The 26,139-nt window shown below is 70.1% G+C and carries 23 protein-coding genes and 1 pseudogene; 10 read left to right on the forward strand and 14 right to left on the reverse strand.

Annotated features, from left to right (window positions below):
* The 3 genes from ABZ297_RS35740 to ABZ297_RS35750 form a co-directional block, all read left to right on the forward strand.
* Positions 1-345, forward strand: a 345-nt coding sequence (locus ABZ297_RS35740; protein WP_355355795.1) for a carbohydrate-binding protein, incomplete at its 5' end; no start/stop codon positions are given.
* Between the two features lie 12 nt (positions 346-357).
* Positions 358-2,472 (forward strand): CBM35 domain-containing protein, encoded by a 2,115-nt coding sequence (locus tag ABZ297_RS35745; protein ID WP_355355797.1) that lies wholly within the window; start codon positions 358-360, stop codon positions 2,470-2,472.
* A gap of 119 nt (positions 2,473-2,591) precedes the next feature.
* On the forward strand, positions 2,592-3,653 hold the full coding sequence (locus tag ABZ297_RS35750; protein ID WP_355355799.1) for an FAD-dependent oxidoreductase: 1,062 nt from the start codon (positions 2,592-2,594) through the stop codon (positions 3,651-3,653).
* 91 nt (positions 3,654-3,744) lie between these two features.
* On the opposite strand, the gene ABZ297_RS35755 is transcribed toward ABZ297_RS35750, so the two are convergent.
* Positions 3,745-4,200, reverse strand: a complete 456-nt coding sequence (locus ABZ297_RS35755) for a hypothetical protein (RefSeq protein ID WP_355355801.1) — start codon at positions 4,198-4,200, stop codon at positions 3,745-3,747.
* Between ABZ297_RS35755 and ABZ297_RS35760 the strand changes: the two genes are divergently transcribed.
* A complete protein-coding gene (locus ABZ297_RS35760) occupies positions 4,190-4,420 on the forward strand; it encodes a hypothetical protein (RefSeq protein WP_355355803.1) in 231 nt (76 codons plus the stop codon). The two genes, ABZ297_RS35755 and ABZ297_RS35760, sit on opposite strands and share 11 nt — an antisense overlap.
* Positions 4,421-4,581: 161 nt before the next feature.
* Here the strand turns inward: ABZ297_RS35760 and ABZ297_RS35765 are convergent, their stop codons facing one another.
* Positions 4,582-5,772: a prolyl oligopeptidase family serine peptidase gene (locus ABZ297_RS35765; RefSeq protein WP_355355805.1), complete on the reverse strand. Its 1,191-nt coding sequence runs from the start codon at positions 5,770-5,772 to the stop codon at positions 4,582-4,584.
* Between the two features lie 315 nt (positions 5,773-6,087).
* Here ABZ297_RS35765 and ABZ297_RS35770 point away from each other — a divergent pair, with 315 nt between their 5' ends.
* From ABZ297_RS35770 to ABZ297_RS35780, 3 genes are all read left to right on the forward strand, one after another.
* Positions 6,088-7,716: a protein kinase gene (locus ABZ297_RS35770; protein ID WP_355355807.1), complete on the forward strand. Its 1,629-nt coding sequence runs from the start codon at positions 6,088-6,090 to the stop codon at positions 7,714-7,716.
* A 109-nt stretch (positions 7,717-7,825) separates the two neighbouring features.
* Positions 7,826-8,839: a hypothetical protein gene (locus ABZ297_RS35775; protein WP_355355809.1), complete on the forward strand. Its 1,014-nt coding sequence runs from the start codon at positions 7,826-7,828 to the stop codon at positions 8,837-8,839.
* Between the two features lie 70 nt (positions 8,840-8,909).
* Complete coding sequence (locus tag ABZ297_RS35780) at positions 8,910-9,224, forward strand: hypothetical protein (protein ID WP_355355811.1); 315 nt, start codon at positions 8,910-8,912, stop codon at positions 9,222-9,224.
* 330 nt (positions 9,225-9,554) lie between these two features.
* Here the strand turns inward: ABZ297_RS35780 and ABZ297_RS35785 are convergent, their stop codons facing one another.
* Together ABZ297_RS35785 and ABZ297_RS35790 are read right to left on the reverse strand one after the other, a co-directional pair.
* Positions 9,555-10,811 carry an FxsB family cyclophane-forming radical SAM/SPASM peptide maturase gene (locus ABZ297_RS35785; RefSeq protein ID WP_355355813.1) on the reverse strand — a complete coding sequence of 419 codons (1,257 nt, stop codon included), beginning with the start codon at positions 10,809-10,811 and terminating at the stop codon, positions 9,555-9,557.
* A gap of 97 nt (positions 10,812-10,908) precedes the next feature.
* Positions 10,909-11,106, reverse strand: coding sequence for a hypothetical protein (locus tag ABZ297_RS35790; RefSeq protein WP_355355815.1), 198 nt, complete (start codon positions 11,104-11,106; stop codon positions 10,909-10,911).
* 502 nt (positions 11,107-11,608) lie between these two features.
* On the opposite strand from ABZ297_RS35790, the gene ABZ297_RS35795 reads away from it, so the two are divergent.
* Positions 11,609-13,801, forward strand: coding sequence for a serine/threonine-protein kinase (locus ABZ297_RS35795; RefSeq protein ID WP_355355817.1), 2,193 nt, complete (start codon positions 11,609-11,611; stop codon positions 13,799-13,801).
* 69 nt (positions 13,802-13,870) lie between these two features.
* Here the strand turns inward: ABZ297_RS35795 and ABZ297_RS35800 are convergent, their stop codons facing one another.
* On the reverse strand, positions 13,871-14,785 hold the full coding sequence (locus tag ABZ297_RS35800) for a pirin family protein (protein ID WP_355355819.1): 915 nt from the start codon (positions 14,783-14,785) through the stop codon (positions 13,871-13,873).
* 100 nt (positions 14,786-14,885) lie between these two features.
* Here ABZ297_RS35800 and ABZ297_RS35805 point away from each other — a divergent pair, with 100 nt between their 5' ends.
* Positions 14,886-15,839, forward strand: coding sequence for a zinc-binding dehydrogenase (locus ABZ297_RS35805; RefSeq protein WP_355355821.1), 954 nt, complete (start codon positions 14,886-14,888; stop codon positions 15,837-15,839).
* Positions 15,840-15,868: 29 nt separating this feature from the next.
* Here ABZ297_RS35805 and ABZ297_RS35810 read toward each other — a convergent pair.
* The 5 genes and pseudogenes from ABZ297_RS35810 to ABZ297_RS35830 form a co-directional block, all read right to left on the reverse strand.
* A pseudogene (locus tag ABZ297_RS35810) lies at positions 15,869-15,949 on the reverse strand (glyoxalase); the annotation flags it as partial.
* 218 nt (positions 15,950-16,167) lie between these two features.
* Positions 16,168-18,711 (reverse strand): hypothetical protein, encoded by a 2,544-nt coding sequence (locus ABZ297_RS35815; RefSeq protein ID WP_355355823.1) that lies wholly within the window; start codon positions 18,709-18,711, stop codon positions 16,168-16,170.
* Entirely contained in the window at positions 18,711-20,249 is a 1,539-nt protein-coding gene (locus ABZ297_RS35820; RefSeq protein ID WP_355355825.1) for a beta-N-acetylhexosaminidase, read from the reverse strand. The genes ABZ297_RS35815 and ABZ297_RS35820 overlap by 1 nt, the downstream gene beginning before the upstream one ends.
* Before the next feature lie 162 nt (positions 20,250-20,411).
* Positions 20,412-21,533 carry an MBL fold metallo-hydrolase gene (locus tag ABZ297_RS35825; RefSeq protein WP_355355827.1) on the reverse strand — a complete coding sequence of 374 codons (1,122 nt, stop codon included), beginning with the start codon at positions 21,531-21,533 and terminating at the stop codon, positions 20,412-20,414.
* A gap of 90 nt (positions 21,534-21,623) precedes the next feature.
* The gene (locus tag ABZ297_RS35830) at positions 21,624-22,409 is read right to left on the reverse strand and encodes an SDR family oxidoreductase (RefSeq protein WP_355355829.1); all 786 of its coding nucleotides are present in this window, start codon (positions 22,407-22,409) and stop codon (positions 21,624-21,626) included.
* Positions 22,410-22,541: 132 nt separating this feature from the next.
* On the opposite strand from ABZ297_RS35830, the gene ABZ297_RS35835 reads away from it, so the two are divergent.
* Positions 22,542-23,096 carry a helix-turn-helix domain-containing protein gene (locus tag ABZ297_RS35835; RefSeq protein WP_355355831.1) on the forward strand — a complete coding sequence of 185 codons (555 nt, stop codon included), beginning with the start codon at positions 22,542-22,544 and terminating at the stop codon, positions 23,094-23,096.
* A 32-nt stretch (positions 23,097-23,128) separates the two neighbouring features.
* Here the strand turns inward: ABZ297_RS35835 and ABZ297_RS35840 are convergent, their stop codons facing one another.
* From ABZ297_RS35840 to ABZ297_RS35855, 4 genes are all read right to left on the reverse strand, one after another.
* Positions 23,129-24,559, reverse strand: a complete 1,431-nt coding sequence (locus tag ABZ297_RS35840; RefSeq protein ID WP_355355833.1) for a carboxylesterase family protein — start codon at positions 24,557-24,559, stop codon at positions 23,129-23,131.
* A gap of 15 nt (positions 24,560-24,574) precedes the next feature.
* Positions 24,575-25,324, reverse strand: coding sequence for a DUF3152 domain-containing protein (locus ABZ297_RS35845; protein ID WP_355355835.1), 750 nt, complete (start codon positions 25,322-25,324; stop codon positions 24,575-24,577).
* An 18-nt stretch (positions 25,325-25,342) separates the two neighbouring features.
* Positions 25,343-25,570 (reverse strand): hypothetical protein, encoded by a 228-nt coding sequence (locus ABZ297_RS35850; protein WP_355355837.1) that lies wholly within the window; start codon positions 25,568-25,570, stop codon positions 25,343-25,345.
* A gap of 14 nt (positions 25,571-25,584) precedes the next feature.
* The coding region (locus tag ABZ297_RS35855) for an FAD-dependent oxidoreductase (RefSeq protein WP_355355838.1) at positions 25,585-26,139 on the reverse strand (555 nt) is incomplete at its 5' end.

Here is a 26,139-nt window from a genome sequence, read left to right on the forward strand (position 1 = left end):
CAGGGCGCCGTCGAGTCGAACCACACCGGGTTCACCGGCACCGGGTTCGTCAACTACGACAACGTCACCGGCTCCTACGTCGAGTTCACCGTCACGGCCGCCGCGGCGGGCAACGCCACCCTGACGTTCCGCTACGCCAACGGCACGACCGCCAACCGTCCCATGGACATCACGGTCAACGGCGCCGTCGCCTCGTCCGGGCTCGCCTTCGACCCCACCACCACCTGGGACACCTGGGCCACCACGTCCATCACGGTGCCGCTCAACGCGGGCTCCAACACCATCCGCGCCACGGCCACCACGGCGGGCGGCGGGCCGAACCTCGACCGCATCACCACCGGCTAGAAGGAGACACCCGTGAAAGTGGGAACGTGGCGGGCCGCGCTCGGGGCCCTGGTGCTCGGCGCGACGGCCCTGGCCGCCTCGCCGGCGACGGCCACGCCGGCGAACGCCTCCGACAACGGCCTGTCGATCAGACCGGCGATGGGCTGGAGCAGCTGGAGCTTCGTCCGGCGCTGGCCCGACGAGACCAAGATCAAGGCCCAGGCCGACGCCCTGGTCAGCAGCGGCCTGGCCGCCCACGGCTACGTTTACCTCAACCTCGACGACTTCTACCAGAAGTGCGACGCGAACGGTTTCCAGGTCGACGGGTTCGGCCGCTGGGCGGTCGACACCGCCAAGTTCCCCAGCGGGATCAAGGCGCTGGCCGACTACGTCCACGGCAAGGGGCTGAAGTTCGGCTTCTACGTGACACCGGGCATCGCCAAGAACGCCGTCACGGCCAACAAGCCGATCGAGGGCACGTCCTACCACGCCCAGGACATCGCCGACACCTCGCAGACGCACAAGAACTACAACTGCAAGAACATGTACCGGCTGAACTACTCGCACCCGGGCGCGCAGGCGTTCATCAACTCGTGGGCCAACCAGATGGCCTCGTGGGGCGTCGACTACCTCAAGATCGACGGGGTGGACGCGACGACGGTCGCCGACGTCGAAGCGTGGGACAAGGCGCTGCGCCAGACCGGCAGGCCGATCAACTTCGCGCTGTCCAACAACCTGCCGATCGCCCAGGCAACCACGTGGAAGCGGCTCGCCAACAGCTGGCGCACGCAGGGCGACGTCGAGTGCTACTGCGGGCCGGGGCCGAACGGCAGCGGCTTCCCGCTGACCGACTGGTCGCACGTGTCCAGCCGGTTCAACTCGGCCGCGTCCTGGCAGCAGTACGCCGGGCCCGGCGGGTGGAACGACTACGACTCGCTGGAGGTCGGCAACGGCGACCAGGTGGGCCTCACCGCCGACCAGCGCCGCGCGCACATGACGCACTGGGCCATGATCGCCAGCCCGCTGCTGCTCGGCACCGACCTGACCGCGCTGACGTCCACGGACCTGGCGATGCTGACCAACGACCGGCTCATCGCCGTCGACCAGGACGGCGTGGCGGCGCAGCGGATCGTCAACAGCGGCGTCAACCAGGTGTGGCGCAAGCGCGAGGCGAACGGCGACTACATCGTGGCGCTGTACAACACCGGGACGTCCGGCGACTCCACCGTCAGCGTCACCTGGTCGCAGGTCGGCTTCACCGGCCCGGCCGACGTCATCAACCTCTGGTCCGGCGCGTCGGAGGGGAGCGTCGCCTCCTCCTACAGCGCCACCCTGCGCCCCGGCGAGACCCGGCTCATCCGCGCCCGGCCCACCGCCACGACCCCGCACTACGAGGCGGAGAGCGCGACGATCTCGCAGGGCGCCGTCGAGTCCAACCACGCGGGCTTCTCCGGCACCGGGTTCGTCAACTACGACAACGTGACGGGCTCGTACGTCGAGTTCACCGTCAACGCCGCCCAGGCGGGCGACGCCACGGTCACCTTGCGGTACGCCAACGGCACCACCACCAACCGCCCGATGACCATCGAGGCGAACGGCACCGGCGTGACCCGCGACTTCAACGGCACCGGCAACTGGGACACCTGGGCGACCGCCACGCTCACCCTGCCGCTCGTCGCCGGGGCCAACACCATCCGGGCCACGGCCACCACCGTCAACGGCGGGCCGAACCTCGACTACATCGACGTCTCGGCGCCGACCCCGCCGGCCACCGAGTACCAGGCGGAGGACGCCACGCTCGGGCAGGCCGTCGTGGAGTCCAACCACGCGGGCTTCACCGGGACGGGGTTCGTCAACTTCGACAACGTGATCGGCTCCTACGCCGAGTTCACCGTCACCGCCGCCGCGGCGGGCTCCAGGACCCTCACCATCAGGTACGCCAACGGCACCACCGTGGACAGACCGATGGACGTCACGGTCAACGGCGCCGTGGTGGCGCCCGCCCGGTCGTTCCCGGCCACGACCAACTGGGACACCTGGGTGGACGCGACCGTCACCGTCCCGCTCAGCGCGGGCGCCAACACCATCCGGCTGACGGGCACGACCGCGAACGGAGGCCCCAACATCGACCGCGTCTCCCTGTCCTGACCCGAGCCGCCTGCCCCCTGCCGGCAGTGGGCGGGGCCGGATGCGCGGCCCGGCTTCCGCGGCCCGGCTTCCGCGACACGGCGGGAAGAGGGCGGGAGGCGCGCTGGTTTCAGGTGAGCGTGGAATCAGCTGACGTCGTGGTCATCGGCGCCGGGCAGGCCGGACTGTCCAGCGCGTACTTCCTGCGCAGGTTCGGCTTCGACCCGGTCGTGCTCGACGCGGGCGACGGCCCCGGCGGCGCGTGGCGGTACCGGTCGCCGTCGCTGACCATGGACAAGGTGCACGGCATCTTCGACCTGCCCGGCGTGCACCGCGAGCCCAACGCCGACGGCCGGCGGCCGGCCTCCCTGGTGGTGCCCGAGTACTACGCGGACTACGAGCGGCAGCTGGGCGTCCCCGTCCTGCGCCCCGTGCGGGTCCGCGCGGTGGCGCGCGGGGCAGGGGAGAGGCTCCTGGTGACGGCCGACGCCGGGCAGTGGGCGGCGCGGGCCGTCGTCAACGCCACCGGCACCTGGACGCGTCCGTACTGGCCGTACTACCCGGGCGCGGGCGACTTCCGCGGCAGGCAACTCCACTACGCGGGCTACCGCGGGCCCGAGGAGTTCGCGGGCCTGCGCGTGGTCGTGGTGGGCGGCGGGAACTCGGCCGCGCACGTACTGTCCGAGATCGCCGGCATCGCGTCGGCCACGCTGTGGGTGACCCGCCGTCCCCCCGTCTTCAGGGACGACAACTTCGGCGAGGACGCCCGCAGGGACGCGGTCGCCATGGTCGAGGAGCGGGTACGGGCCGGGCTGCCGCCGCAGAGCGTGGTCGCCGTGACGGGCCTGGGCTACACCCCGATCGTCCGCGAGGCACTCGCCAAGGGCGCGCTGGAGCGGCTGCCGATGTTCTCCCGCATCACACCGGACGCGGTGACCTGGCAGGACGGCCGCCGCTTCGCCGCCGACGTGATCATCTGGGCCACCGGGTTCCGCTCCGCCCTCGACCACCTCGCCCCTCTGCGCCTGCGCGAACCGGGCGGCGGTATCAGGATGGACGGCACCCAGGTCCTGGCCGAGCCCCGCCTCCAGCTGGTCGGTTACGGCCCCTCGGCCAGCACGATCGGCGCGAACCGGGCGGGCAGGGAGGCAGCGCGCGCGGTCCGCCGGCTCCTGACCGCCGCCCCCGTCCCGACCCCCTGACCGGAGCCCGCTGCTGCCGGTCAGCAGCTTCCTGCGTAGATCGCCGTCTACCGGTGCCCATGCCGCGCCGGGGCACCCCGTCATATCCGGGTCAGGCGACGGAGTGGCTCACGGTGCCCGTGTACGTACCGGCCACCGCCTGACCGGGGACGTCGATCACGATGGTCGGGTTCCAGGTGGCCGAGTTGTCACCGAACCCCGAGATCTTGCTGAACGCGGTGTAGTAGCCGTTCAGCGTCTCGGCGTCCGCGGCGGTGGGCTGGCCGGGAACGAAGGTGCCGGTGCCGGTCTTGGCGGTCGCGGGCCCCGACCAGTAGCTGACCGCGCTGTTCGGGACGGTCTCCGCCCCTGACCCGCCGCCCGTGGTGAAGTCGGTGCCCCACACGGTCGCCGTCCAGCCGGCCGTGAGCGCGGTCCGGTGGTCGGTCACGGTGATCGAGCCGAGCTGCCCGCTGATCTGACTGCCCGGCGTGCCGTTCCCGATGTCCGCCGAGCCGCCGGGGACGGTGACCTGCAGCCCGTCACCCGCGGTCACAGTGAAGATCACCGTCGTCGGGCAGGCGGTCGACGAGGGGCACGTGTCGGCCTGCGACGTCAGGGCCACCGTCACGGTCACCGTCACGACGGTGACTCCGGCCCCCAGGGCACCCAAAAGGTTCTTCACGACTGCTGATCCCTCACTGAACCCCGCCCTGGCCGGACTGTACCTGTTTGATCGCATCCTGCTCAGCGTGGGGCGTCAGGAAACGGCGCTCATGGGCATCTGAAGAGTCCTTTGTCATGATCTGACGGCTCTGGAGTATTCCAGGCGAAAGATCATCAAAAGGAGGTGGTAGCGGCCTCCTGATTCGATCGTTGTCCCGCCAGGGGTAGATCGTCGCGCCGGAATGCCCGACCGGGTGCGCGGTGTCCGTTCACGGGACGCCGGTCAGGCGGATCCCGTACTCCACGGCGCCAGAAAGTCGCGTACCAGCCGGTCGTATCGCGGACGGTTCACGTTCCACGCCTCGGTGTGGCCCCCGCCGGCGAACTCCTCGTACTGGATCTTCCATCCCAGGCGCCTGCCCGCGGCGGCGAGATCGCGTGCCGCCTGCACCGGGGCCTCGGCGTCGGCGTCGGTGTGGATCAGGAGCAGGGGCGGCTTCACGGCGGGCGGATGGGTGAGCAGGTTGATCCGGCCCATGTCGATCCCGGTCCGCCATTCGGCGACGCGATTGGCCAGCCAGCCGGCGACGGCGGGCAGGTGGAACCGTCTCGCGCCCCACGCGGCGGTCCGTTCCAGGTCGTACGGGGGCGCGTCCATGATCACTGCGGAGACGGCGTTCGCCAGCGGCGACCTGACCAGGAACTGGCCGGCGATGACCCCTCCCAGGGAGGTGCCGTACAGGACGACGCGCCGCGCGCCCATGCCCTGCGCCGTGCGGACGGCGGCCTCGAGGTCGCGCCACTCGGAGTCGGCCAGGTGGATGAGCCCGTCGGGTGAGGGCGGGGCGCCCTCGTCGTTGCGGTAGCTGATGTCGAGGAACGGCAGGCCGAGCCGGTGCACGACGGGGAGCACCTTCTGCGCCGCCTTGCGTCGTCCGTTCTGGCCGTGGACGGCGATCACCCAGGTTCGGGCGTCGCCGGGGACGTACCACGCAGGGGCGGGGCCGAGCTCCGTCGGAACCATGATCTCGGAGTAGGCCAGCCCCCAGGCGACCTTGGGGTCACCAGGGGGAACGGCGGTGACGCTGCCGGGCGTGCCGACGGACGGGGTGGCGCCGCCGAGCATCCTGCGCGTCACGCGGCCGGGGGCGCGGGTCATGACCTCGCCGAGCATGGTGTTGGCGCCGCCCCACACCAGCCAGTACGTCCCGGGCTTGCGGGTGTCCGGCGAGTCCGTGAGCGTCACGGTGCCGTTCTGGGCGCCGAGCACCATCGTCTCGCCTGCTCCCCAGTGCTGGACCTTGATCGCCTGGTCGCTGCCGAACCAGGCGCCGTAGCCCGTCCCGCCGAGCAGGACGACCAGGACCGCGGCTGCGGCGATCCACGCTCTCCGTTTCCAGCGTCCGGGGCGCTCGCCTGTTCGAGGGGGTGCGGTGACCGGTTTGTCGGCCGTTCGCCGGAGCTCGGGCGTCACGAGGAATCCTCTCGCCGGACGAATGCGCGGACCTGGAAAGTCGCCTTCATGTTTACACCGTACACGGCTGATGTATACGATGTAAACGCCGGATGGATCGTGGATGGCGCGGCGGGCGGGGGGCGGTCCTGCGGCGGCTTCGGGGTGTCTGCGGATCGACTTTCGGGGAGCGGCGCTCTCTACTATGGAACGTAGTAAAAATATCGTTTCGGCAGGAATGCCGGTAACTGTGGGATAGATCTCGACACGCGGCGTTACTTCGCGTTAGGTTCAGGATATAAGGATCTTTGTCTGGCTATTCGGAGGTCCCCGTCTATGGGCGTTCCCGGTTACACCGAGGTCCGGGAGCTCGGCCACGGCGGGACGGGCCGGGTGATGCTCGCCGTACGGGACTCCGACGGCTCGCACGTCGCGATCAAGCACCTGTCCGCGCAGTTACGCCAGGACGAGCGGTTCGTCAACAGGTTCCGCGCGGAAGCGCTGGTGATCAAGGACCTCGACAGCCCGCACACGGCCCGCCTGCTCGAGTACGTCGAGGGTGAGGACGACGCCGTCATCGTGATGGAGCTGGTCGACGGCGTCACCCTGCGGCGGCTGCTGCAACGCGAGGGCGCGACCGGCGCCGAGGCCGCGCTGGTCGTGCTGAAGGGCGCGCTGCTCGGCCTGGCCGAGGCCCACAGGAACGGCGTGGTGCACCGCGACTTCAAGCCGGAGAACGTGATCGTCATACCCGACGGCCAGAGCAGGCTCGTCGACTTCGGTGTCGCCGCCCACTCGGGAGAGACCGCGCCGCTCGTCGGCACCCCCTCGTACATGGCGCCCGAGCAGTGGGAGGACGCCCCCGCCAGCCCCGCCACCGACGTCTACGCGGCGGCGGTGGTGTTCTTCGAGTGCCTCACCGGGCGTCGCCCGTTCGCCGGCGAGAACGTCGCCGCCCTCGCCTACCAGCACCAGCACGCCTCGCCCCCGCTGGGGGACATCGACGAGCCGCTGCGGCAGCTCGTCGAGCACGGCCTGGCCAAGGACCCCGCCGGACGCCCCGAGTCGGCCGAGGCGTTCCTGGCCGAACTGGAGGAGACCGCCGCCGCCGTCCACGGCGACGACTGGGAGACGCGGGGACGGCTCGCGCTCGGCTCCCTGACCGTCCCGTTCACCATGCTGCTGCCGATGGCCAAGCCGGCGCCGGAGACCGGCACCAGCCTGTTCCAGACGACGTTCGCGCCGACGTCCAAGGTGGTGCTCACGGGCGGGCTGGTGCTGGCGACGGCCGCCGCGGTGGCCACGGCGTTCGTGATCTGGCAGGACCCGGTCGACAACGTCGACGCGCTGCGTCCGGCGACGTCCCCGCCGCCGACGGTCGTCCCGGCGTCGCCGCCGCCCGCGACCCGGACGCCGGAGCCGACCGTCAGCATGTCCCCGCCCGCCACCTTCACCGCGGCGCCCAGCCCGTACGAGACGGCCCCGCCGCCCAGCTTCGAGGTCTTGCCTCCGACCACGCGGTCCCGGGAACCGGCCGAGACCCGGCCGCTGCCGACGCGCACCCGCGAACCCACCCGGGAATCCACCCGCGTCCCCACCCGGGCCCCGACGAGAAGGCCCACCACACGACCTACGCCCGAGCCCACCAGGCCGGAGCCCACACGATCCGAGACGAGACCGCCCGCCACGCAGCCACCCGCCACGCAGCCACCCGCCACGAGGCCGCCGGACCCCGGCACGCCCCCGCCCGGCAGAACCAGCAGGCCGCTGCTGTCGGTCTCGGTGAAGGTCTCGCTGGACGTGCCCGTGCTCAGCGGCAAGGGCGACCGGCTGCTGGACGCCGACATCGGCCTCGGGCTCGGTACGGGCCTGCTCGGCCTCGTGGTCGTCCCTGGATCGGTGCTGCTCGGACGGCAGATCGTGGTGCGCAGGACCCGCCGCCCCCGCGATACCGAAATGAAGTGAATTTGCAGGCGGTAAGGCGTGATCCTCTACTATCTAGCTTCGGAAGAGGGCGCCCCCGGCCTGATCGACTCCTGACCGGGCTGCCCTGCGGCACGGGCTAAGGAGAAGCGTGGCGGTTGCGTCCCCTGCCGGAAGGCGGTGCGGCCCGCTTCGACCCCTCGTCGCGACCCTGGTCGCGGGCACAGTGGCGACGCTCCTGGCGGTGTCGTCCGCCACAGCGGGCCAGGCGGCGCCCAAGCCGACCGTGAAGCAGCTCAAGAAGGAGCTCGCCGCCCTGCAGAAGGAGTCGGACAAGCTCATCACCGACTACTACAACGGGCGGATCAACCACCAGAAGGCGGAGAAGGCCGAAAAGTCGGCCCGCGAGAAGCTGACCGCCGCCCAGGAGGTCTACGACCGCGAGTCGACCCAGCTCAGAGCGATGGCCGTCACCCAGTACATGCGCGGCGGACAGGAAGGCCTGACGCTGCTGGGCAACGAGGGCGACCCCACCGCGCTGATGAGCAGGCTGGCGCTCAGCCGGCACCTCGTCGATCAGCAGGACGCCAGGCTGCGCGGCTACGCCCAGGTGCGCGACGACCACGAGCAGGCGCGGAACGAGGCGAAGGCCCGCGCCGACGAGCTCGCCGCCCTCGTCGATGACCTGGGCAAACGCAAGGAGAAAGCCGAGAAGCTGATCGACCAGATCAAGGACAAGATCGACCAGCTCTACCAGGCGCCCGGCGTGCGGCGCTCCGACGGCACCTGGGTGCCGCAACTTCCCGGCGGCTCCGACAACATCACACCGCGCATGCGCCTGGTGAAAATGTTGATCAAGGAGCGGTTCGCGGTGCCGTTCGGGATCGGCTGCTACCGCACCATCCAGGACGGCGGCGAGCACCCCCTCGGCCGGGCGTGCGACTTCATGCTGAGTCGCGGCGGATCGCTGCCGTCGGCGGCGGAGGTCGAGCGCGGCAACGAGATCGCCGCATGGGCGATCAAGAACTCCAAGCGGCTCGGCATCATGTACATCATCTACCGCCAGCGGATCTGGCACGCCAGGACGGGAACGTGGCGCACCATGTCCGACCGCGGCGGCACCACCGCCAACCACTACGACCACCCGCACATCTCGGTCTACTGACGATTACAGTCGTCCGGCCAGGCAATTCTTTGATCCTTAAGTGGCCTGTTCCGGCTCTGTTCCGGTTCCCATGTCCGCCAGGCCGAACGCCACATCGATCGCCTTCCGTGTCCGGCCCTCACTGCTCGTCACCGCACCGCCCGGCCTGCCCATGCCCGAGACGCTGCTCATGGCCTACTACGGCAACGGGCGCACGCAGAGCGTGAACGAGCCGGTGGGGACGCTGCCGACCCGGGACCGGTCGTCGTTGCCCACCTCAGACGGCCAGATCGACGTGTCGTCCATCCTGTTCCGGATGCTCCGGATCCACGAACTTCGGCGGGCGCAGTCGTTCCCGACGACTACGAATTCGTCGCCGACACCGCACGCGACAAGGTCAAGCTGATCGGCAACGCAGTCCCGCCGCCCATGGCCGAGACCCTGACCTGCGCGATCATCGAGGCGATTCTCGGGATCGAGCCGTCCAGGTTCGACTACGGGTCTGCCACCTGATAGCGGAACTGCAATCGGCTTCGAGGGCGGCGGGGCCGTTCCATCCCGACCGGGACATCGTCATGGTGCACTTCCCGCTGTACCTGACGCCGCCGAGCGACCGGATCCGCGAATCTCCACGCGCCTGGATCCGGCCGGCTCTGCGGTGTCACCGCCGCCCGTGGAGACTCGCGGGTGGAGCCGCCACGCCATAGCGTCTCAGTCCATGACGGACGCTGTCGCCTCAGCAGTCGTGTTCCAGCACGTCCTTGGCCACGCGCTCGACGATGTGGCCGATAAGGCGGGACAGGTCCGCGCAGTAGACGGACGGGTTGAGGTAGCCCGTTCCGACTTTGTATCGGTGGGCGTAGAGCCCACCGCCGCAGATGTTGCGGATTGGGCAGGCTTTGCATGTGTCGCAGAGGGCGTGAACGCCCATCTGCCGGGCGACCACGCCTGGCTGTAGCAGGAGCGCGTCGAGCGAGTCGCGTGACACATTATGACCTGTGATCGCGGCTCCGTTGAAGGCTGACTTGAGCTGGTGGCAGAAGTCGATCGAGCCGTTGGTGTCGATAGTGAGCGACTGGAAGGGGGCGAGTCCCACGGTCTCCGCACGGCTCTGGCCACCCAAGACGAGGTTGATGATCTCGTCGAATAGGCGGATCGATGTTTGCCGTACCGGGGCGTTGTACCACCGATCGAAGATCGGAATAAGCCAGTCGGCGTATGGCGTGGTGTTCGAGTCGCCATCCCAGGCCGGCGGCGGCTCGTTCCAATTTCCATTCGGGAGCAGGAAGTCGAGCATAGGCGGCTCATGGGAGACGAGCATGTCGTAGACATCGATTGGGTCGTTGGTCACGTCGATCGTGCACAGCAGACCGGAGAACAGGTCTCGATACTCTGGGGCGCTCAAGGCGTTGAGGCCGCTGATGGTTGCGTCGTAGCTGCCGCGGCCGTTCGCGTACTTGCGGTGCCGGTTGTGCGCTTCCCTGCCCCCGTCCAGACTGACGTAGGCGTGGATGCCACACTCGCGCATCAGTCGGAGGTTGTCCGGGGTGAGGAGCACCGCGTTCGTGGTCATGCGGATGTCGAGCTCGATGCCAGGTGGCGTCTCGGCGTGGAAGCGCTCAGTGAGATAGGTGATCAGTTTGGGGCCTGCCATGAGGGGCTCGCCGCCGTGCAGCACTACCTTGGCGACAGGTATGTCATCGGAGTGGGCCCGCATGTGTTCACCGAAGCGGGTGGCGGCCTGGTCCACGGTGGCCTTCGACATCGTGGCTGGATTGCCCTTCCAGCTGTCATCGGCCATCTCGTATACATAGCAGTAGTCACACGACAGGTTGCACCTGGAGTGGACTTTGAGAACGAATTCAACGAATGGCCTTGACTGCCACTGCGGATCCGCTAGGGCCGCGTCGACAACGTCCTTTGTTGGCCATTCAACGACCTTGGTGCCCAGACTTGCTTTCGAGCTGATGCTTACCAGCGGGAGTTCTCTCACTTAAGTCGTCCTTGCCCTGTGTTTTTGCAGGGAGAAGGCTGCGCCGTTAGACTGCTAATTGCGACGCAGCCAGAAATGCGACTACCCTGGGAATTGGTCAGCTACTGAACTGGCGCGGTGGCGTGTAGGTGAGGTCGTCGCTGGCCACGCGGTCGAGCGCCGCGCCCAGCGCGCTAGAGTCGGTGTCGGCCGAAGCCGCAGTCGCGCTGACGGTGAGCGCCGCGGCCGCGGCTGCAGTAGCGGCGGCAAGTGCCGCAATTCGCCGCAGGTGATTAAAGTTAGATTCGTTCGGCATGTAATGTCTCCTTCGGCGTAAGGATGAAGATCTCCGTGAGTGTAGGCATGGAGAACTTCATTCTGCAAGATCCATTTTTTACAGTTCTTTACAATGGACCGTGCCATTTGCGTCATGGCGGCTGTTCGACGGGCGTTACGGGGGAACTATCTGAACTGGCCTCCGCGCCGCTGACCGGCGTGTCATCGCTCGGCGGCTGCCTCCGCTGGGTCGGGGCGCACGGTCTCGCACGCAGCATGCAACCAGCAGTGAAGATGGCGTTCCGTAGACCTTGTGGCGGGCAACGTGACTGGTCGTATCGCGGCTGATGCAGCGGAAGCGGAAGACAGGCGTCTTCGAGTGCGTCTACCGCGGAGGCCACGCCGGTTGTCCAGCCGGCCGATGCAGCCGCGCGCCCCAACCGGCTGTGCTGCGAATCGACTGGGTGTTCGGCGCGTCCAAGGACGGAAGGAACCTCGCCAACTGTTAGCGGCCTGCAAGGAAGTGGTGAGCATAATCGGTTATGCCGCCGATTACTGAGCTGAGAGCAGGAGATCCCGCGAGCATCGGGGGTCACGAGATCCGGGGACGGCTGGGAGAGGGCGGGCAGGGCGTCGTCTACCTGGGCGCCGACGAGCACGGGACTCTCGCCGCGGTGAAGTGGCTGCGGCCGCACCTGGCCGGTGACGTGGTGGCGGCCGAGCGGTTCGCCAGGGAGGCGGCGGCAGCCCAGCGGGTGGCGCCGTTCTGCACGGCGAAGGTGCTGGCCACCGGCGTGCACGAGGAGCGTCCGTTCATCGTCAGCGAGTACGTCGAGGGCCCGTCGCTGCAGCAGGTGGTGGCCGAGGACGGTCCGCGGGCGGAGTCGGCGCTGCACCGGCTGGCCATCGGGACGGTGACCGCGCTGGCCGCCATCCACCAGGCGGGGATCGTGCACCGCGACCTCAGCCCCAACAACGTGCTGCTCGCCGCCGAGGGCCCTCGGGTGATCGACTTCGGCATCGCCCGGGCGCTGGACGCCACCTCGACGATCACCTCGACGCCGATCGGCACGCCCGCCTTCATGGCTCCCGAGCAGATCCTCGCCCATCCGGTCGGGCCGCCCGCCGACCTGTTCGCCTGGGCGAGCACCATCGTCTTCGCCGCCAGCGGCGCGAGCCCGTTCGAGGCCGCATCGGTGCCCGAGATCACCCAGCGGGTGCTCAACGCAGAACCTGACCTGACCCGGCTGACCGGGACGTTGCGCGACCTGGTGGCGGCCTGCCTGTCGAAGGACCCGGCCAGGCGGCCGACCGCCGAGCAGGTGATCCTGCGCCTGCTGGAGCATCCGACCTCCAATCCGCCCGAGCTCCAGCAGGCCGCGGCCATGGTCGGCGGCCTCCAGCCGGATCCCCCGCCGGGGCCTCAGTCCGCGCCTCAGTCTGCGCCTTGGGCCGGGCAGCCTGGGAATCCGGCCGGGCAGGCAGGCTTTCCGGTGGGGCAGGCCGGTCCGTTCGAGCGGGCTGGGGCTTCGTACGGGCAGGTCGGGGCTCAGGCGGGGCCGGGGTATCCGGTGGGGTATCAGGGCGTCGGGTCGGGAAGCCGGTCGACGTCCGGGCAGTACGCGCAGGCCGGGCCGTACTTCCAACAGCCTCCCCGGCGCGGCAAGAAGGGGTACGTGATCGCGGCGATCGCCGTGGGGGTGGCGGTCGTCGCGACGGTGGCCGTGATCGTGGTCGCGGTCGCGAAGCTGCCCGGCAAGCAGCTCGCCGTCGCCACGCCTTCGGTGGACGTCTCAGCGCGGACGTCGTCGTCCCAGGTGGTGCCCACGAGCAACCTGTCCACGTCCACGCTGCCGGGGGCCGGTGCCACCCTCTACGAGAACCCGGCCGACCCGGTCAGGCTCACCACGTACATGGTGCGCGACACCAAGACGCAGGAGTGGGTCTACTACGCTCGCGACTCCCTGTCCGGATCATTTCGGAAATATCCGGACCTCTGGGAGAGCATGCTGTCGCCCGACGGCAGGTACCTGGCCGGGCGCGGCAAGAAGTTCGTCAACGGCTACGACGAGGTCAGGATCACCGACAAGGTGAGCGGTGAGAGCTTCGCGGTGCGGACGTCCCAGCAGCCGCTCAGCTCCTACATCCAGGGCTGGTCACGCGACAGCAGCCGCATCCTGCTCAACGTCGGCAACCCGGTCAAGGGCGTCTGGCAGTCGACCGGGTTCGCCGTCGTGACCGTGGCCACCCGGCAGGCCACGGTCTCCTCGCTGCGGGAGGGGGCGCTGCGCGGTGTCCGCTACGGCTTCGACCGCACGGGCACGGGCGTGGTGGCCCTGGCCAACGACACCAAGCAGCAGGCGCTGCGCTTCTTCACCGACACCGGCCAGCGGGTCCGCCGCATCCCGAACGTGGGCGCGGGCATCGCGGAGTCGTTGTTCTCGCCGTCGGGCGCGAAGTTCCTCACCAACTGTCCCGGGCTGGAGAGCGGCAACAACTGCGTGTACGACTCGGAGTCGGGCGCCGAGCTCAACCGCTTCGAGTCGCCGTGCACCGGGCTGGCCACCTGGTACGACGACAGCCACGTGGCCTGCTGGGTCAGACCGGACGACGGCGAGGAGCGGCAGCAGATCCAGGTGCTCGACTTCACGGGGGCGATGGTGCGGTTGCTGGCCGAGGTGCCGTCCAACGGAGCGAACATCGACCTGCTCTACACCTACGCGCACGCCGACTAGCGACGTCGGACCGCGTGGTGGTGAGGTGGGCACGCGGGCCGGCCGGGGCGCGGGCGGGTGGCGGGTAGGTCAGCGGGTTCGGCCGCGGGGGCGTAGGCGGGTGGTGGGGAGGATCGGGGCAGGGAGCGGGTCGCCGTCGAAGCCTTGGACGGTGCCGAAGCCCTCACCCTCCATCCACTCCTTGCGGTACGCGACGATGTCGTCGTGGCTGCGTCCGACGAAGTTCCACCACATGACGATCTCCTCGTCGAACGGCTCGCCGCCGATCAGCAGCAGCCGGCCGCGCCCCGACACCCGCAGCCCGGCACGCCCCGGCGGGAGGTAGCGCATCGGCCCCGGTGACAACGGCTCGACTGCGCCGTCGAGCAGCAGCACGCCGTGCTCGAAGCGCTCGTCCAGCGGCAGCTCCGCGTCCCCGTCGACGGTCACCTCCGCGCCCACCAGCGGGGTGTACGCCGTCGCGGACGACGCCACCCCGCCCAGCACTCCCATGATCACCGTGGCGTGGAAGCCGGGCCCCGACAGCACCGGCAGCGACGCGTGGTGTTCGAAGCCGGGCCCGGTCTGCCTGTGCTCGCCGGGCAGCGCCACCCAGAGCTGCACGCCGTGCAGCACGCCCTCCCGCGACTCCTCCGAGTGCGAGATGCCGCGCCCCGCCGTCATCAGGTTGAGCTGGCCGGGCCGCACCGCCTGGAGGCTGCCCAGGCTGTCGCGGTGCAGCACCTCGCCCGACACCAGCCAGCTCACGGTCTGCAGCCCGGTGTGCGGATGCGGCGGCACCCGCATCGTCGCGGTCTCGGGGCCGTAGGCGTCGACGAAGCACCACGCGCCGATCATGCGGCGGCGCACGTTGGGCAGGGTGCGGGTGACCTTCATCGCGCGGGGCCCGCCGAGCGGCACCTCGCGCCCGGTCAGCAGCTCGCCGTCGGCCCCGGCGTCGGGCCTGCAGTGGATCTCGCGGGGGTCCTGCTCCAGGTTGCTCACCCCCTGACTGTACGGCGCGTGAACGTCTCCCCGACCATCGGCTCGGGGCCGGCGAGGGCGAGCCTGGCGACGGCCGGGACCGCCGGTGAACAATGCCCTCATGGACACCACGATGAGGGCGGCCGTCGCCGAACGTCCCGGGCCGCCCGAGGTGTTGCGGGTCATGGACGTCCCGCTCCCGCGGTTACGCCCAGGGTGGACGTCGGTGCAGGTCAGGGCGTTCGGGGTGAACCGTTCGGAGCTGATGACCCGGCAGGGCCACTCGCCGGGTGCGCGCTTCCCGAGGATTCTCGGCATCGAGTGCGTCGGGATCGTGGCGCAGAGCGCGGCGCTGCGTCAGGGAACCACGGTGGCGGCGGTCATGGGGGAGATGGGGCGGGCGTTCGACGGCGGCTACGCGGAGTACGCGCTGCTGCCCGACTCGCTGCTGATCCCGCTGACCACCACCCTCGACTGGGCCACGCTCGGCGCGATCCCCCAGGCGTACCTGACAGCGCTCGGTTCGCTGGCGGCGCTCGCCCCGGCGGACGGTGGCGTGCTGCTGGTACGCGGCGGCAGCTCGTCGGTCGGGCTGGCGGCGCTGTCGCTGGCCAGGGACCACGGGCTGCGGACCATCGCCACCACCCGGAACCCGGCCAAGGCGGGGCTGCTGCTCGCAAGGGGCGCCGGCCACGTCGTCGTCGGCCAGGACCGGCTGCCCGTCAGGCCCGACTACATCCTGGACCTGGTCGGGGCGTCCACGGTCGCCGAGTCGCTGCGGCTGGTCGCGCCCGGCGGCACCGTCTGCGTCGCCGGCACGCTCGGCGGCGCGTGGACCATTCCCGACTTCGAGCCGGTCGCCATGATCCCGTCGGGGACGAAGCTGACCGCCTTCCACAGCGACGACCTCAGAGGACCGGCGGGGGCCAAGGCCCTCCAGCAGATCGTGGACGGCGTCGCGGAAGGCCGCTACGACGCCAACCTCGACCGGGTGTTCACGCTGGACGAGATCGCCGACGCGCATCGCTACATGGAGGCGAACCAGGCGACCGGCAAGGTCGTGGTCCGCCTGTAGCGGGACGGCCGCTCTCCGACGAAAGACGGTTACCGGTGGCCGAGGACGTTGATCACCCGGCCGTTGGGGTCGCGGACGAAGAACCGGCGCACCCCCCACTCCTCGTCCTGCGGTTCTCCTGCATGGCCGTTGACGGGATGTTGGGGACGACACGGCGAACGGCCATCGATGACTCCTCTTCGCAGCCGCGAGCACGTGTCCCGATTCTCCCAGACAGGCGAGCGGCGGCCCCGCCGTTCAGAGGGGCGGCGACGCCGCTCGCCGATCGAGCCTTGCGTGGGGACAGGAGCGGGCTCAGCAGGTGCCGGACCTGCTGAGCCGCACGCCGTCATGGGACCGGGGTGGAGGTGGTGGGGAGGTTGTAGCCGCGCAAGCGGAGGTAGGGCGGCTGGCCGCCGAGGTCGGCCGTGTCGTAGGCGGCGGTGATCGTGGTGGACTCTCCGGGCCAGAGGGTGACGTAGTTGTCGGAGTAGGTGATGGGGACGACCTCCCGTCCGCCGTTCCCGGCCGTGATCTCCGGGCGGGCGAAGAAGGCCAGGGCCGACGGGCTGGTGTTGGCGAGGGTGATCGTGGCGCCCGTGGTGCTGCGGGTCGCGGAGGCCGTGACCGCGTTGTCGGCCTGGAGGCTGTTGAGGCCCGTCAGGTTGGCGTAGGTCTTCGGGGTCGTGCTGTACCAGTTCGACTTGTTGCTGAGTGTGTCGGGGGCGGTGGAGTACCAGTACACGTTGTTGCTCACCTGGGCGCCGGCCGAGTCCTTCAGCTGCAGGCGGATGAGGTAGGTCGTGGAGAGTCCGGAAACGGCGGGAAGCGTCAGGGGTTGGACGCTCGTGTTGGCGGTCGCTGAAACGGGGGTCGATGTCGTGTATTTCACGGATAAGTCCGGCACGTTGTAGACCGTCGCAGTGGCCGTCAGGCCGGGGCGGTCGGTGAGAGTGGAGTTGACCACGTACACGTTGCGGGTGAAGTAGTCGTAGCTGATGTGCACCGGCTCGGTGGCCTTGCGGGTGCCGAAGTAGCCGCCGCCGGGCTTGAAGTAGTAGTCGTAGAGGTTCCAGTGGACCGAGGGCCAGGCGTTGTTCAGCATCCAGAAGATGGTGCCGAACGTCTGGGTGTGCTGCCTGGCGCTCCACGCCTCGAAGAAGGCGCGGGTGTTCTCATAGCTCTGCAGCTCCGACTTGCGGGAGTAGTCGTCCGCCGAGGAGGCCGTGCCGTACCGCTTGGTGATGCCTTCGGTGAAGGGGTTGATGTTGTCGAAGACACTGTGCGGTTTGCCGCCGTGGTAATTGAACGTGGTGCCGATCGGCCAGATGTCGCCGGGGGCGAGGAAGCGCTGGAGCGACTCCAGCGGCGGAGGCGACTCGGTGCCCTCCTCGGCGGTCGTGCCGAAGGCGCTGCCCGCGCGCGACTGGTCCCACCACAGCACCGGGGGCTCCCAGACGTACGGCCCGTCCATCTTGACGCCGGCGTCGGAGTTGGACCAGGTGGCGACGTTGTCGAGGGTGGGGTTCTGCCAGTGCAGGGCGGTCGCGATGTTCTTGTAGGCGGTCAGGTGGGCGGACGCGGGCGGCTGGTCGCTGCCGTAGGTCCAGATGAAGACCGAGGCGTGGTGGCGCAGGCTGCGCAGCTGGCTGTCGAGCGACTGCTGGGCGACCTGGGTCTGCTCGGTGTTCCAGGAGCTGTCGTTCTCCCAGGCGCTGCAGCAGACGAAGCCGGGCATGACGAGGATTCCGGCCCTGTCGGCCATGTCGTAGAGCTCCTCGTTGCCGAGCGTGCCCTCCAGGCGGATGGTGTTCAGGCCCATGCCCTTGACGTAGGCGATGTGGGCGGCGTTGGTCCTGGTGTCCCAGCGCTGCAGCATGTCCCAGACGTAGCCGCCGCCACGCAGCAGGATCGGCCTGCCGTTGATCTTGTAGCCGACGAATGACGTGCCCTTGACCGTGGTGCGGTAGTCGGTGACCTGCCGGATCCCGAAGTCGATCGACGTGGTGTCCGAGGTGCCCGCGCTCAGGGTGAGCTTGTAGAGCTCGGGACTGCCGAACTGGTAGGGCCACCACAGCACCGGGTTGGTCACATGGATCGGGGCGAAGGCCACCTCACGCCGCTCACCTGCCGCGAGGGTGACACTCTGGCTGAGGTTGAGGGTTGTCTGCCCCGCCTTGGCGATCGTCCCGGTGATCGTTGTGGTGACCGGGGCGTTCGCGGCGTTGATCGCGTCGACGTAGACGTTGAGGTCGGCGGTCGTGCCCGAGAGCGTCGTCCTGACGTAGGGGTCGCGCAGCGCCACCGTGCCGGTGGAGTCGACCGACATGGTGTTCCAGATGCCCGCGTTCATGTCGGGCGCCTCGGGGTTCCAGTCGACCGTGCAGATAGACAGGTCCTTGCAGTCGTGCGCGGGCGGCGTCACCTTGACGGCGATCGCGTTGACCTGATCGGGCCTGATCAGTGGGGTGACGTCGTACTCGTGGCGGACCAGCGTGCCGACCGCGTTCGCGTCGACCTGGGTGCCGTTGACCCAGACCTGGGCCCGGTAGCTGATGCCCTTGAAGCGCAGCCAGAACGCCGGACCGCTCCCCGCGGTGAACTCGCCCCGGTACCACCAGTCCTGCCCGGTCAGGTCGGGGACGTTCTGCAGGTTCCGTCCGAAGTAGATGTCCTGGTAGACGTTGTTCTTGACGAGGCCGGCGAGCACCGTCGAGGGCAGTTCCACGGGGTACCACCCGGACGTGGAGTACCCCACCTGGGAGATGGCGGCTCCGGCGTCGGACAGCCCCGTCGCGGACCTGAGCGCCCAACCTGTGGCCGCGGCGGCCGTGTGGGCGGGGACGGTCGTGACGGCGATCAGCACGAGTAACGCGGTGATCAGTCTCTTCATCATGAACCTGCCGGCCAGGAGATCTGGGTGGAGTGGTAGTAGTTGACCCCCATGACATGCCAGCGCGGCCCCTGCGCGGCCAGTCGTGACGTGAACGCGGTCCAATCGTGTGTGCTCTGCGGTGACCATCCCAGCTCGGCGATCGCCGGCAGCCGGGGGAAGGCCATGTACTCGATGTCGGCGCTGGTGCGGATCGTCTCGGTCCACAGTGGCGCCTCGACCCCCATCACCTGCGAGGCGGGCAGCCCGCTCAGGAACGTCGCCGGGTCCCAGTTGTAGGCGTCGCGGACCTCGATGATGCCCGCCCAGGTCTGCCCGAGCGGCGTCTTCCGGTTGTACTTCATGTCGAGATATGTCCGGCTTGCTGGGGACATGATGACTTTCCGGCCGGCGTTGGCCACGGCGGTGTTGCGGGTCGATGTCCCCCAGTACTGGGCGATCGTGGCGGGCAGCGGGGTGGCGTTGACGATGTCGTGCCAGCCGACCACGGTCTTGCCGTGCGCCAGGTCCTGCGTCCTGTTCATGAACGTCTTGTAGTCGGTGGCCGAGGTGGAGCTGGCCTCGTCACCGCCCAGGTGCAGGTACGGCCCGGGCGTCATCGCGGCCAGCTCGCCCAGCACCTGGTCCACGAAGGTGTAGGTGAGCTCCTTGGACACGCACAGCGAGCTGAAGCCCACGTCGGTGCCGGTGTACAGGGGCGGGGCGACGCCGTCGCAGTTGAGGTCGGCGTAGGAGGCCAGCGCCGCGTTGGTGTGGCCGGGCATGTCGATCTCCGGGATGATCGTCACGTTCCTGGCCGCGGCGTAGGCCACGATCTCCTGGTACTGGGCCTTGGTGTAGTACCCGCCGGGATCGCCGCCGACCGCGGTGCTCCCGCCGTAGGTGGCAAGGCGCGGCCAGCTGTCGATCACGATGCGCCAGCCCTGGTCGTCCGACAGGTGCAGGTGCAGGACGTTGATCTTGTAGAGGGCGATCTGGTCGAGGTAGCGCTCGACGGCGGCCACCGGGAAGAAGTGCCGGGCCACGTCCAGCATCGCGCCCCGGTAGGCGTAGCGGGGCTGGTCCACGATGCGCCCGCCGGGGACGGGCCAGGGACCGGGCTGGACGGCCGGGCTGTCGGCCGCCGAGGGCAGCAACTGGCGCAGCGTCTGCACGCCGTAGAAGAGCCCGGCGGGCTGGTTGGCGCTGACGGTGATCGCCGAGGCGGTCACGTCCAGCTGGTAGGCCTCCGCACCGCCGGGCGCGCCGGTCAGGCGGAGCGAGATCCCGTCGGCGGGCGGGGTTGAGGCGATCGGCACGGGGTAGCCGGTGGAGCGCCGCAGCTGCTGCGCCAGGAGGTTTCCGGTCGTGGGAACGTCGGAGTAGACGCTGGTCGAGGCGGTGATCTGGTAGGTGACCCCAGACGTGGGCGCCACGCTCACCGGGACGGGCACCACCGAGGCGAAGGAGGAAGCGGCTTGGGCGGGAGCGGCTTGGGCGGGAGCGGATAACCCGCAGGTGACCAGGGCGAGGGACACGATCGCGAACCGAATTCGCATGGCGGCCTCCGAGATCAGCTGATATCACCATACGAACGCGGCAGGTAGTAGTAAATAACCTTCCTAACAAATCGTTCACACCAACAATCACCACCGCGGCCACACCGCACCGCAGGGCGTACCACCCGCCGGCCGCGTGCCCCACCTCACAGGAGAGAAGACCTAGCCGAGCGTCTCCCACCAGCCGTCGACCGCCGGGGCGGCCGCCGTGTCGACCCCCTCGCCGGGACGCGGCACCACGATCTTCACGTCGCGGGCCTTCGCCTCCAGCCACAGCCGCTCCACCGGCTCCGCCCACGGGTGCAGCGCCAGCGTGAACGTCGCCCAGTGCACCGGCAGCAGCAGCTCGCCGCCCAGGTCGAGGTGGGCGTTGACGGCCTGCTCCGGGTCCATGTGGATGTCCGGCCAGGCCGGGCTGTACGCGCCGATCGGCATCAGCGTCAGGTCGAACGGGCCGTGCGCCGAGCCGATGCCCCGGTACCCCTCGAAGTAGCCGGAGTCGCCCGCGTAGAACACCCGCTTGGCGCTGCCCGCCACCACCCAGGAGCCCCACAGCGTGTCGTTGCGGGTGAACGCGCGTCCGGAGAAGTGGCGGGCCGCCGTCGCGACGAACCGCAGCCCGGCGACCACGGCCTCCTCGTCCCAGTCGAGTTCGATGATCCGGTAGCTGGGGACGCCCCACCGCTCCAGGTGTGCGCCGATGCCCAGCGGCACCAGGAACGGTGCTTTCTGCGTGGCGGTCAGCGACCGGACGGTCGCCATGTCGAGGTGGTCGTAGTGGTCGTGCGAGATCGCGATGGCGTCGATCTGCGGCAGCCGGTTCAGTTCCACCGGCAGCGGGTGGTGCCGCTTCGGCCCGACGAACTGGGACGGCGAGGGCCGCACGCTCCACACCGGGTCGAACAGCACCCGCTTGCCCTCGATCTCGACCAGCGTGGACGCGTGCCCGTACCAGACGGCCCGCAGACCGTCGGGTGAGGGGGCGTCGGATGGCGGAACGCGCAGCGGCACCGGGCCGGCCGGGCGGCGTTGCTCCTTGTCTCTGGCCAGCTCGCGCAGCAGGTTCGGTGGCGGGGCGCTCATCAGGGTGGTGGGTTCCGGCATCGGGTTGACGAAGGTGCCGTCCCTGAACTGCGGTGACTGCCGTATCCTGTCGGCCCGGGCGGGGCCCGAGGTCAAGGGCCGTACGCCCAGCTCGGCCGGGACGTTCCGCAGGGCCCAGCCGGCCGCTGCCAGGGCCGCCCCGCCGACGAGGATCCGTCGTGCCGTCCGCATTGCTGCCATCACTCACACTCCCCTGGAAATCCGAGCATCCAGCTCAACGATCGCGATGTCCCCGTTGCTCTCGTTTGCCTACGATATATCGCGATAGACTCAGACGGTCTTGATCGACCCGCCGTCGATGACGTAGTCGGCGCCGGCCACGCTCGCGGCGTGCGGTGAGGCCAGATACGTCACCAATGCGGCGACCTCCTCCGGTGCGACGAACTTACCCGTCGTCATCCCGGTGCTCGACGGCACCCCCGCCAAGAGATCCTCGTGCGCCAGCCCCAGCGAGGACGCGAGCGCCGCGCCGTAACTGCCCGGCCCCTCCCACAGGGACGTGCGCACCGCCCCGGGCGAGATCGTGTTGACCCGCACCCCCTGCGGCCCGAACTCCTCCGACAGCGCTTTGCCGAACGCGGTCAGCGCCGACTTGGCCGTGGTGTACGTGACCGGCCCGCTGTGCGGCATGCGCGCGCCATGGGAGGAGATGTTGACCACGGCCCCGCGCTGCCTGACCAGGCTCGGCAGGGCGGCCCTGGTGGCGCGGACGGCGCTGAGGAAGTTCAGCTCGTAGGCCTGGAGCCACTGCTCGTCGGAGAAGCCGAGGAAGCCGCCGAGCTGCCCTTCGCCGCCGTCGCCGCCGCCCACGTTGTTGACCAGCAGGTCGATCTCACCCAGTTCGAGCGCGGCGGCGACCAACTCGGAGGGGCCCTCGGCGGTGGACAGGTCCACGGCCACCGTGCTCGCGCCGGTCTTCGCCAGCTCGGGGGAGATCGTCCGCGCTCCGGCCACGACGCGCATCCCCTCGTCGGCGAGCGCGGCGGCGATCGCCAGCCCGATCCCCCTGCTGGCGCCGGTGACGACGGCGGTCCTGCCGTTGAGTCGCATGTCCATGATCTGTCGTCCGTTCGGTAGTTGCGTCAGAAGCGATGCGATGACCATAAGACTTGCAACATGGATGACGCAACTCGGGCGCGAGAGGGCACGATCGTGTAGCCTGTGAGGGTGAGTGGAGGAACGCGAGCGGTGAGGTCGGACGCGGAGCGGACCGTGCGGGCGATCCTGGAGGCGGCCGAGCGCGTCCTCAGCAGGAACCCGGCGGCCAGCATGGAGCAGATCGCCGAGGCGGCCGGGGTCGCGCGCACGACCGTGCACCGGCGCTTCGCCTCCCGCGAGGCGCTCGTCGACGCGATGATCGGCTGGGCCACCCGGCGGTTCGCGGCGGCCGTCGAGGCCGCGCATCCCGAGTCCACCCCGCCCCTGGTCGCGCTCTACCAGGTCACGGCCAACGTGCTGCGCGTGAAGATCGACTGGGGGTTCGCGATGAGCCGCGCCCTGTCGAGCGACCCCGAGGTGGCCGCCGTCCACTCCGCCGTGGAGGAGAGGTGCCGGCGGCTGTTCCTCGAGGCCCAGACCGCCGGGGTCGTCCGCGCCGACGTCGACCTCGAATGGGCCAGGCGCGTCTACTACGCGCTGATCCACGAGGCCGCGCAGAGCCAGAACGGCGACGCGGACGCGATGGCGACCCGCCTCGTCGACACCCTGCTGCGCGGCGTCGGCACCGAAAAGGGGCTCGGCTGACCGGCTCCCGGGGAACCTGCCGGCCGCGACGGTCAGCCGATCACCGGGAAGCCGCGCTCCGACCAGAGCGCATGGGAGGCGGCCTCGGGGTCGTCCACGTCGGAGGGCTCGACGTCGAACAGGTGGGTGGTCGCGGTGGGCCGCTCGTACTCCGGCCAGCCGGGTGAGCCGGTGGCGGCGAAGCGCGTCCAGGCCGTGCGGAACTGCTCCGACAGGCCCTCGATGTCCGGCGAGCCGCCCGTCACCATCGCCGACACCTGACCGGAGGTGGTGCCGAACGTCAGCGGCACGTCCAGGCCGTGGCAGGCCCCGAACTGCGGGGTGGGCGCCCAGGTCAGCTCGTAGGCGTAGGTCCTGCCGGTGTGCGCGTCGGCGAGCAGCGTGCTGGGCATCCGGAACAGCCAGTCGGACATCAGCCGCACGTACCCCTCCTCGTCGGACGCCTCTGACCGGTACACGGCCTCGGCGCCCTCGGGGGCGAGCGTCTTCAAGGCCGTGTCCAGGTCGTACTGCCCGCTGCCGCGCATCGCGTGGAACAGCCGGAACTCGTCCCTGTTGAACCCCACGACCAGCTCCACGTCGTGTCCGGCGCCGGCCGCCAGCGCGTTCCACGGCGTGTCCGGCAGCACCTCGCCGTCGACCACCGGCGCGAACGGCATCGGCGAGAACGCCAGCGGCCCCCAGCGTCCGGGGTCGCCCGCGATCTCCTGGTAGGCGACCTCGCCCGCCGCAGCCACCAACTCCTCCGGCGACCTGTCGTACGGCGAGCCGCCGCCGAGCCTGCGCATGATCGACTCGGTGACCCGGGCGGCGTAGCCGGGGGAGAAGAACATGCACGGCACGCTCTGCGCGATCGCGCGCCTGAACAGGCCCGTCGCCGACGGCATCGCCAGCAGCATCGCCACCGCTCCCGCGCCTGCCGACTCGCCGAAGATCGTCACGTTGCCCGGGTCGCCGCCGAACGCCGCCGCGTTCTCCTGCACCCAGCGCAGCGCCGCCACCTGGTCCAGCAGCGCCCGGTTGGGCGGAGCGCCGTCGACGTGGCCGTAGCCCTCCATGCCGACCCGGTGGTTGAACGTCACCACGACCACGCCGTGGCGGGCCAGCCTGGCCCCGTCGTACTCCGGCCAGTCGGCCGAGCCCATCCAGTACGCGCCGCCGTAGATCCACACGAGCACCGGCAGGCCGGAGCCGCCGGGGTCGGGAGTCCAGACGTTGACCGTGAGGATGTCGAGCCCGTCGGCGGGCGACGCCACGGGCCCGAGCCGTAGCCCCGGCTGCTCGGGCTGCGGCGGGCGCGGCCCGTACGCGGTCGCCTCCAGGATGCCGTCCCAGCGGGCGGGCGGCACGGGCGCGGCGAAGCGGCGCTCGCCGAACGGGCTGCGCGCGAACGGGATGCCCTTGAAGACCGCGACGCCGCCGTCGTCCAGACCGCTGATTCGGCCAGTGGTGATCGTCGTCATGAACCGCACCTCTCTTCACTGTGGACGATCTTCAGTCTCGCTCCTTTCCTGCCTTTCCTGGCCCTGTGACGGAAAAGGCCATGGATTTGGCAGGCACCCGCCGAGCGACTTCGACTGCTGCACCATCACCGGCGCCGGCTGCCCGGGGCCGGGGCAGACGGCGTGCTCGTGCCCCAGGCTGTGGCCGACCTCGTGGTTGACCACGTAGTCGCGGTAGCCCGCCAGGTCGTGCCCGTACCCGGGAACCCCCTTCGCCCAGCGCCGCGCGTTGATGATCGAGCGGGTGCCGTTCCAGCACGACAGCTCGTCACCGGTGTTCAGCGGACGGCACTGCTGGTTCGTCAGGCTCGGGCTCGACAGGGCGACGCGCACCCACACCGGCTCGTGGTCGACGCGCTCGAAGCGCGCCCAGCCGCGCGGGTCGTTCAGCGCGCGGTGCACGGCCGCCGCGAACCGCTGCCCGTTGAACGGCAGCCCGCGCTCCACCTCGACCAGGTACCGCACCACCTCGCCGCTGCCGGGCCGGGCAGGGGCGTCGCCCGGCACGACCTCGTACTCTCCCGACGCCGCGTACGGCACCGCCACCACGTGCTCCGGCCTCCGCGCCGAGCTGGAGGGCGGGTGGCGCGCCGGGGCCGCCGACGGCGGCGGGGACGTGGCCGACGGGGTCGGGGAGGGCGAGGGCACAGGCCCTCTCGCCCCGCCGCACCCGCTCGTCACCAGCAACGTCACCAGCAACGACACCAGCACCACTGACGGACGCAACGAGCCTCCCCCACTCGGTCACGGCGGGGAGGAGTCGATCCTACGCTCGTCGAGCAGCTCAGCCACGCAGGCCGGAGAGAGCGGCTGGGCGCGCTCGCGCAGACCGTCCACCTTGGCCGGCCGGTAGACGAGCGTGTTGCCGTGGACGTGCAGCGCCTCCGCCGTCCTGACCTGCTGGCGGCGGTGACGTCCACGGCCGGCTCGGATGCTGTCGGGACGGGCGCCGGGCGGGCTCGCCCCCTTCACGCTGTGGCGGTTCGCTAGGTCGTGACCGCGTAGGGAGCGATGTCGATGGGCGGCGTCTCGCCCATCGCCATCGCGGCCACCACCTTCCCGGCGAACGGCCCCGCCGTCAGCCCGTACGCGCTCAGCCCCGTCGCCACCAGGACCCGGTCGGTGAGGCGGTCGAGCACCGCCGGGCCGGGCGCGTACACGGGCCTCAGCCCGACCCTGGTCTCGGTCACGGTCGCGTTGGCCAGGCCGGGCGCCACCCGCAGCCCGGCCTCCAGCACCTCGTTCAGGCCGCCCATGGTGACACGCGGCGCGAACCCCACGTCCTCGACGGTCGCCCCGATGACCACCCGCGAGTCGGGGAAGCCCAGCAGGTACGGGCCGCTCCTCGGCAGCACGATCGGCCAGAACCCGGTGTCGACGCCGTCGAGCGTGGCATGCACGATCTGCCCGCGCCGGGGGAAGACCGGCAGGTCGACGCCGAGGGGCCGGCACACCTCTCCCGCCCAGGCGCCGGCGGCCACGACGACCAGATCCGCCTCGACCGGCTCGCCGCCGGCGGCAGGGGTGGTGGCCGGTCGCGG

It is taken from the genome of Nonomuraea sp. NPDC005983, from assembly GCF_040614375.1.
In the GTDB taxonomy this organism is placed as follows: domain Bacteria; phylum Actinomycetota; class Actinomycetes; order Streptosporangiales; family Streptosporangiaceae; genus Nonomuraea.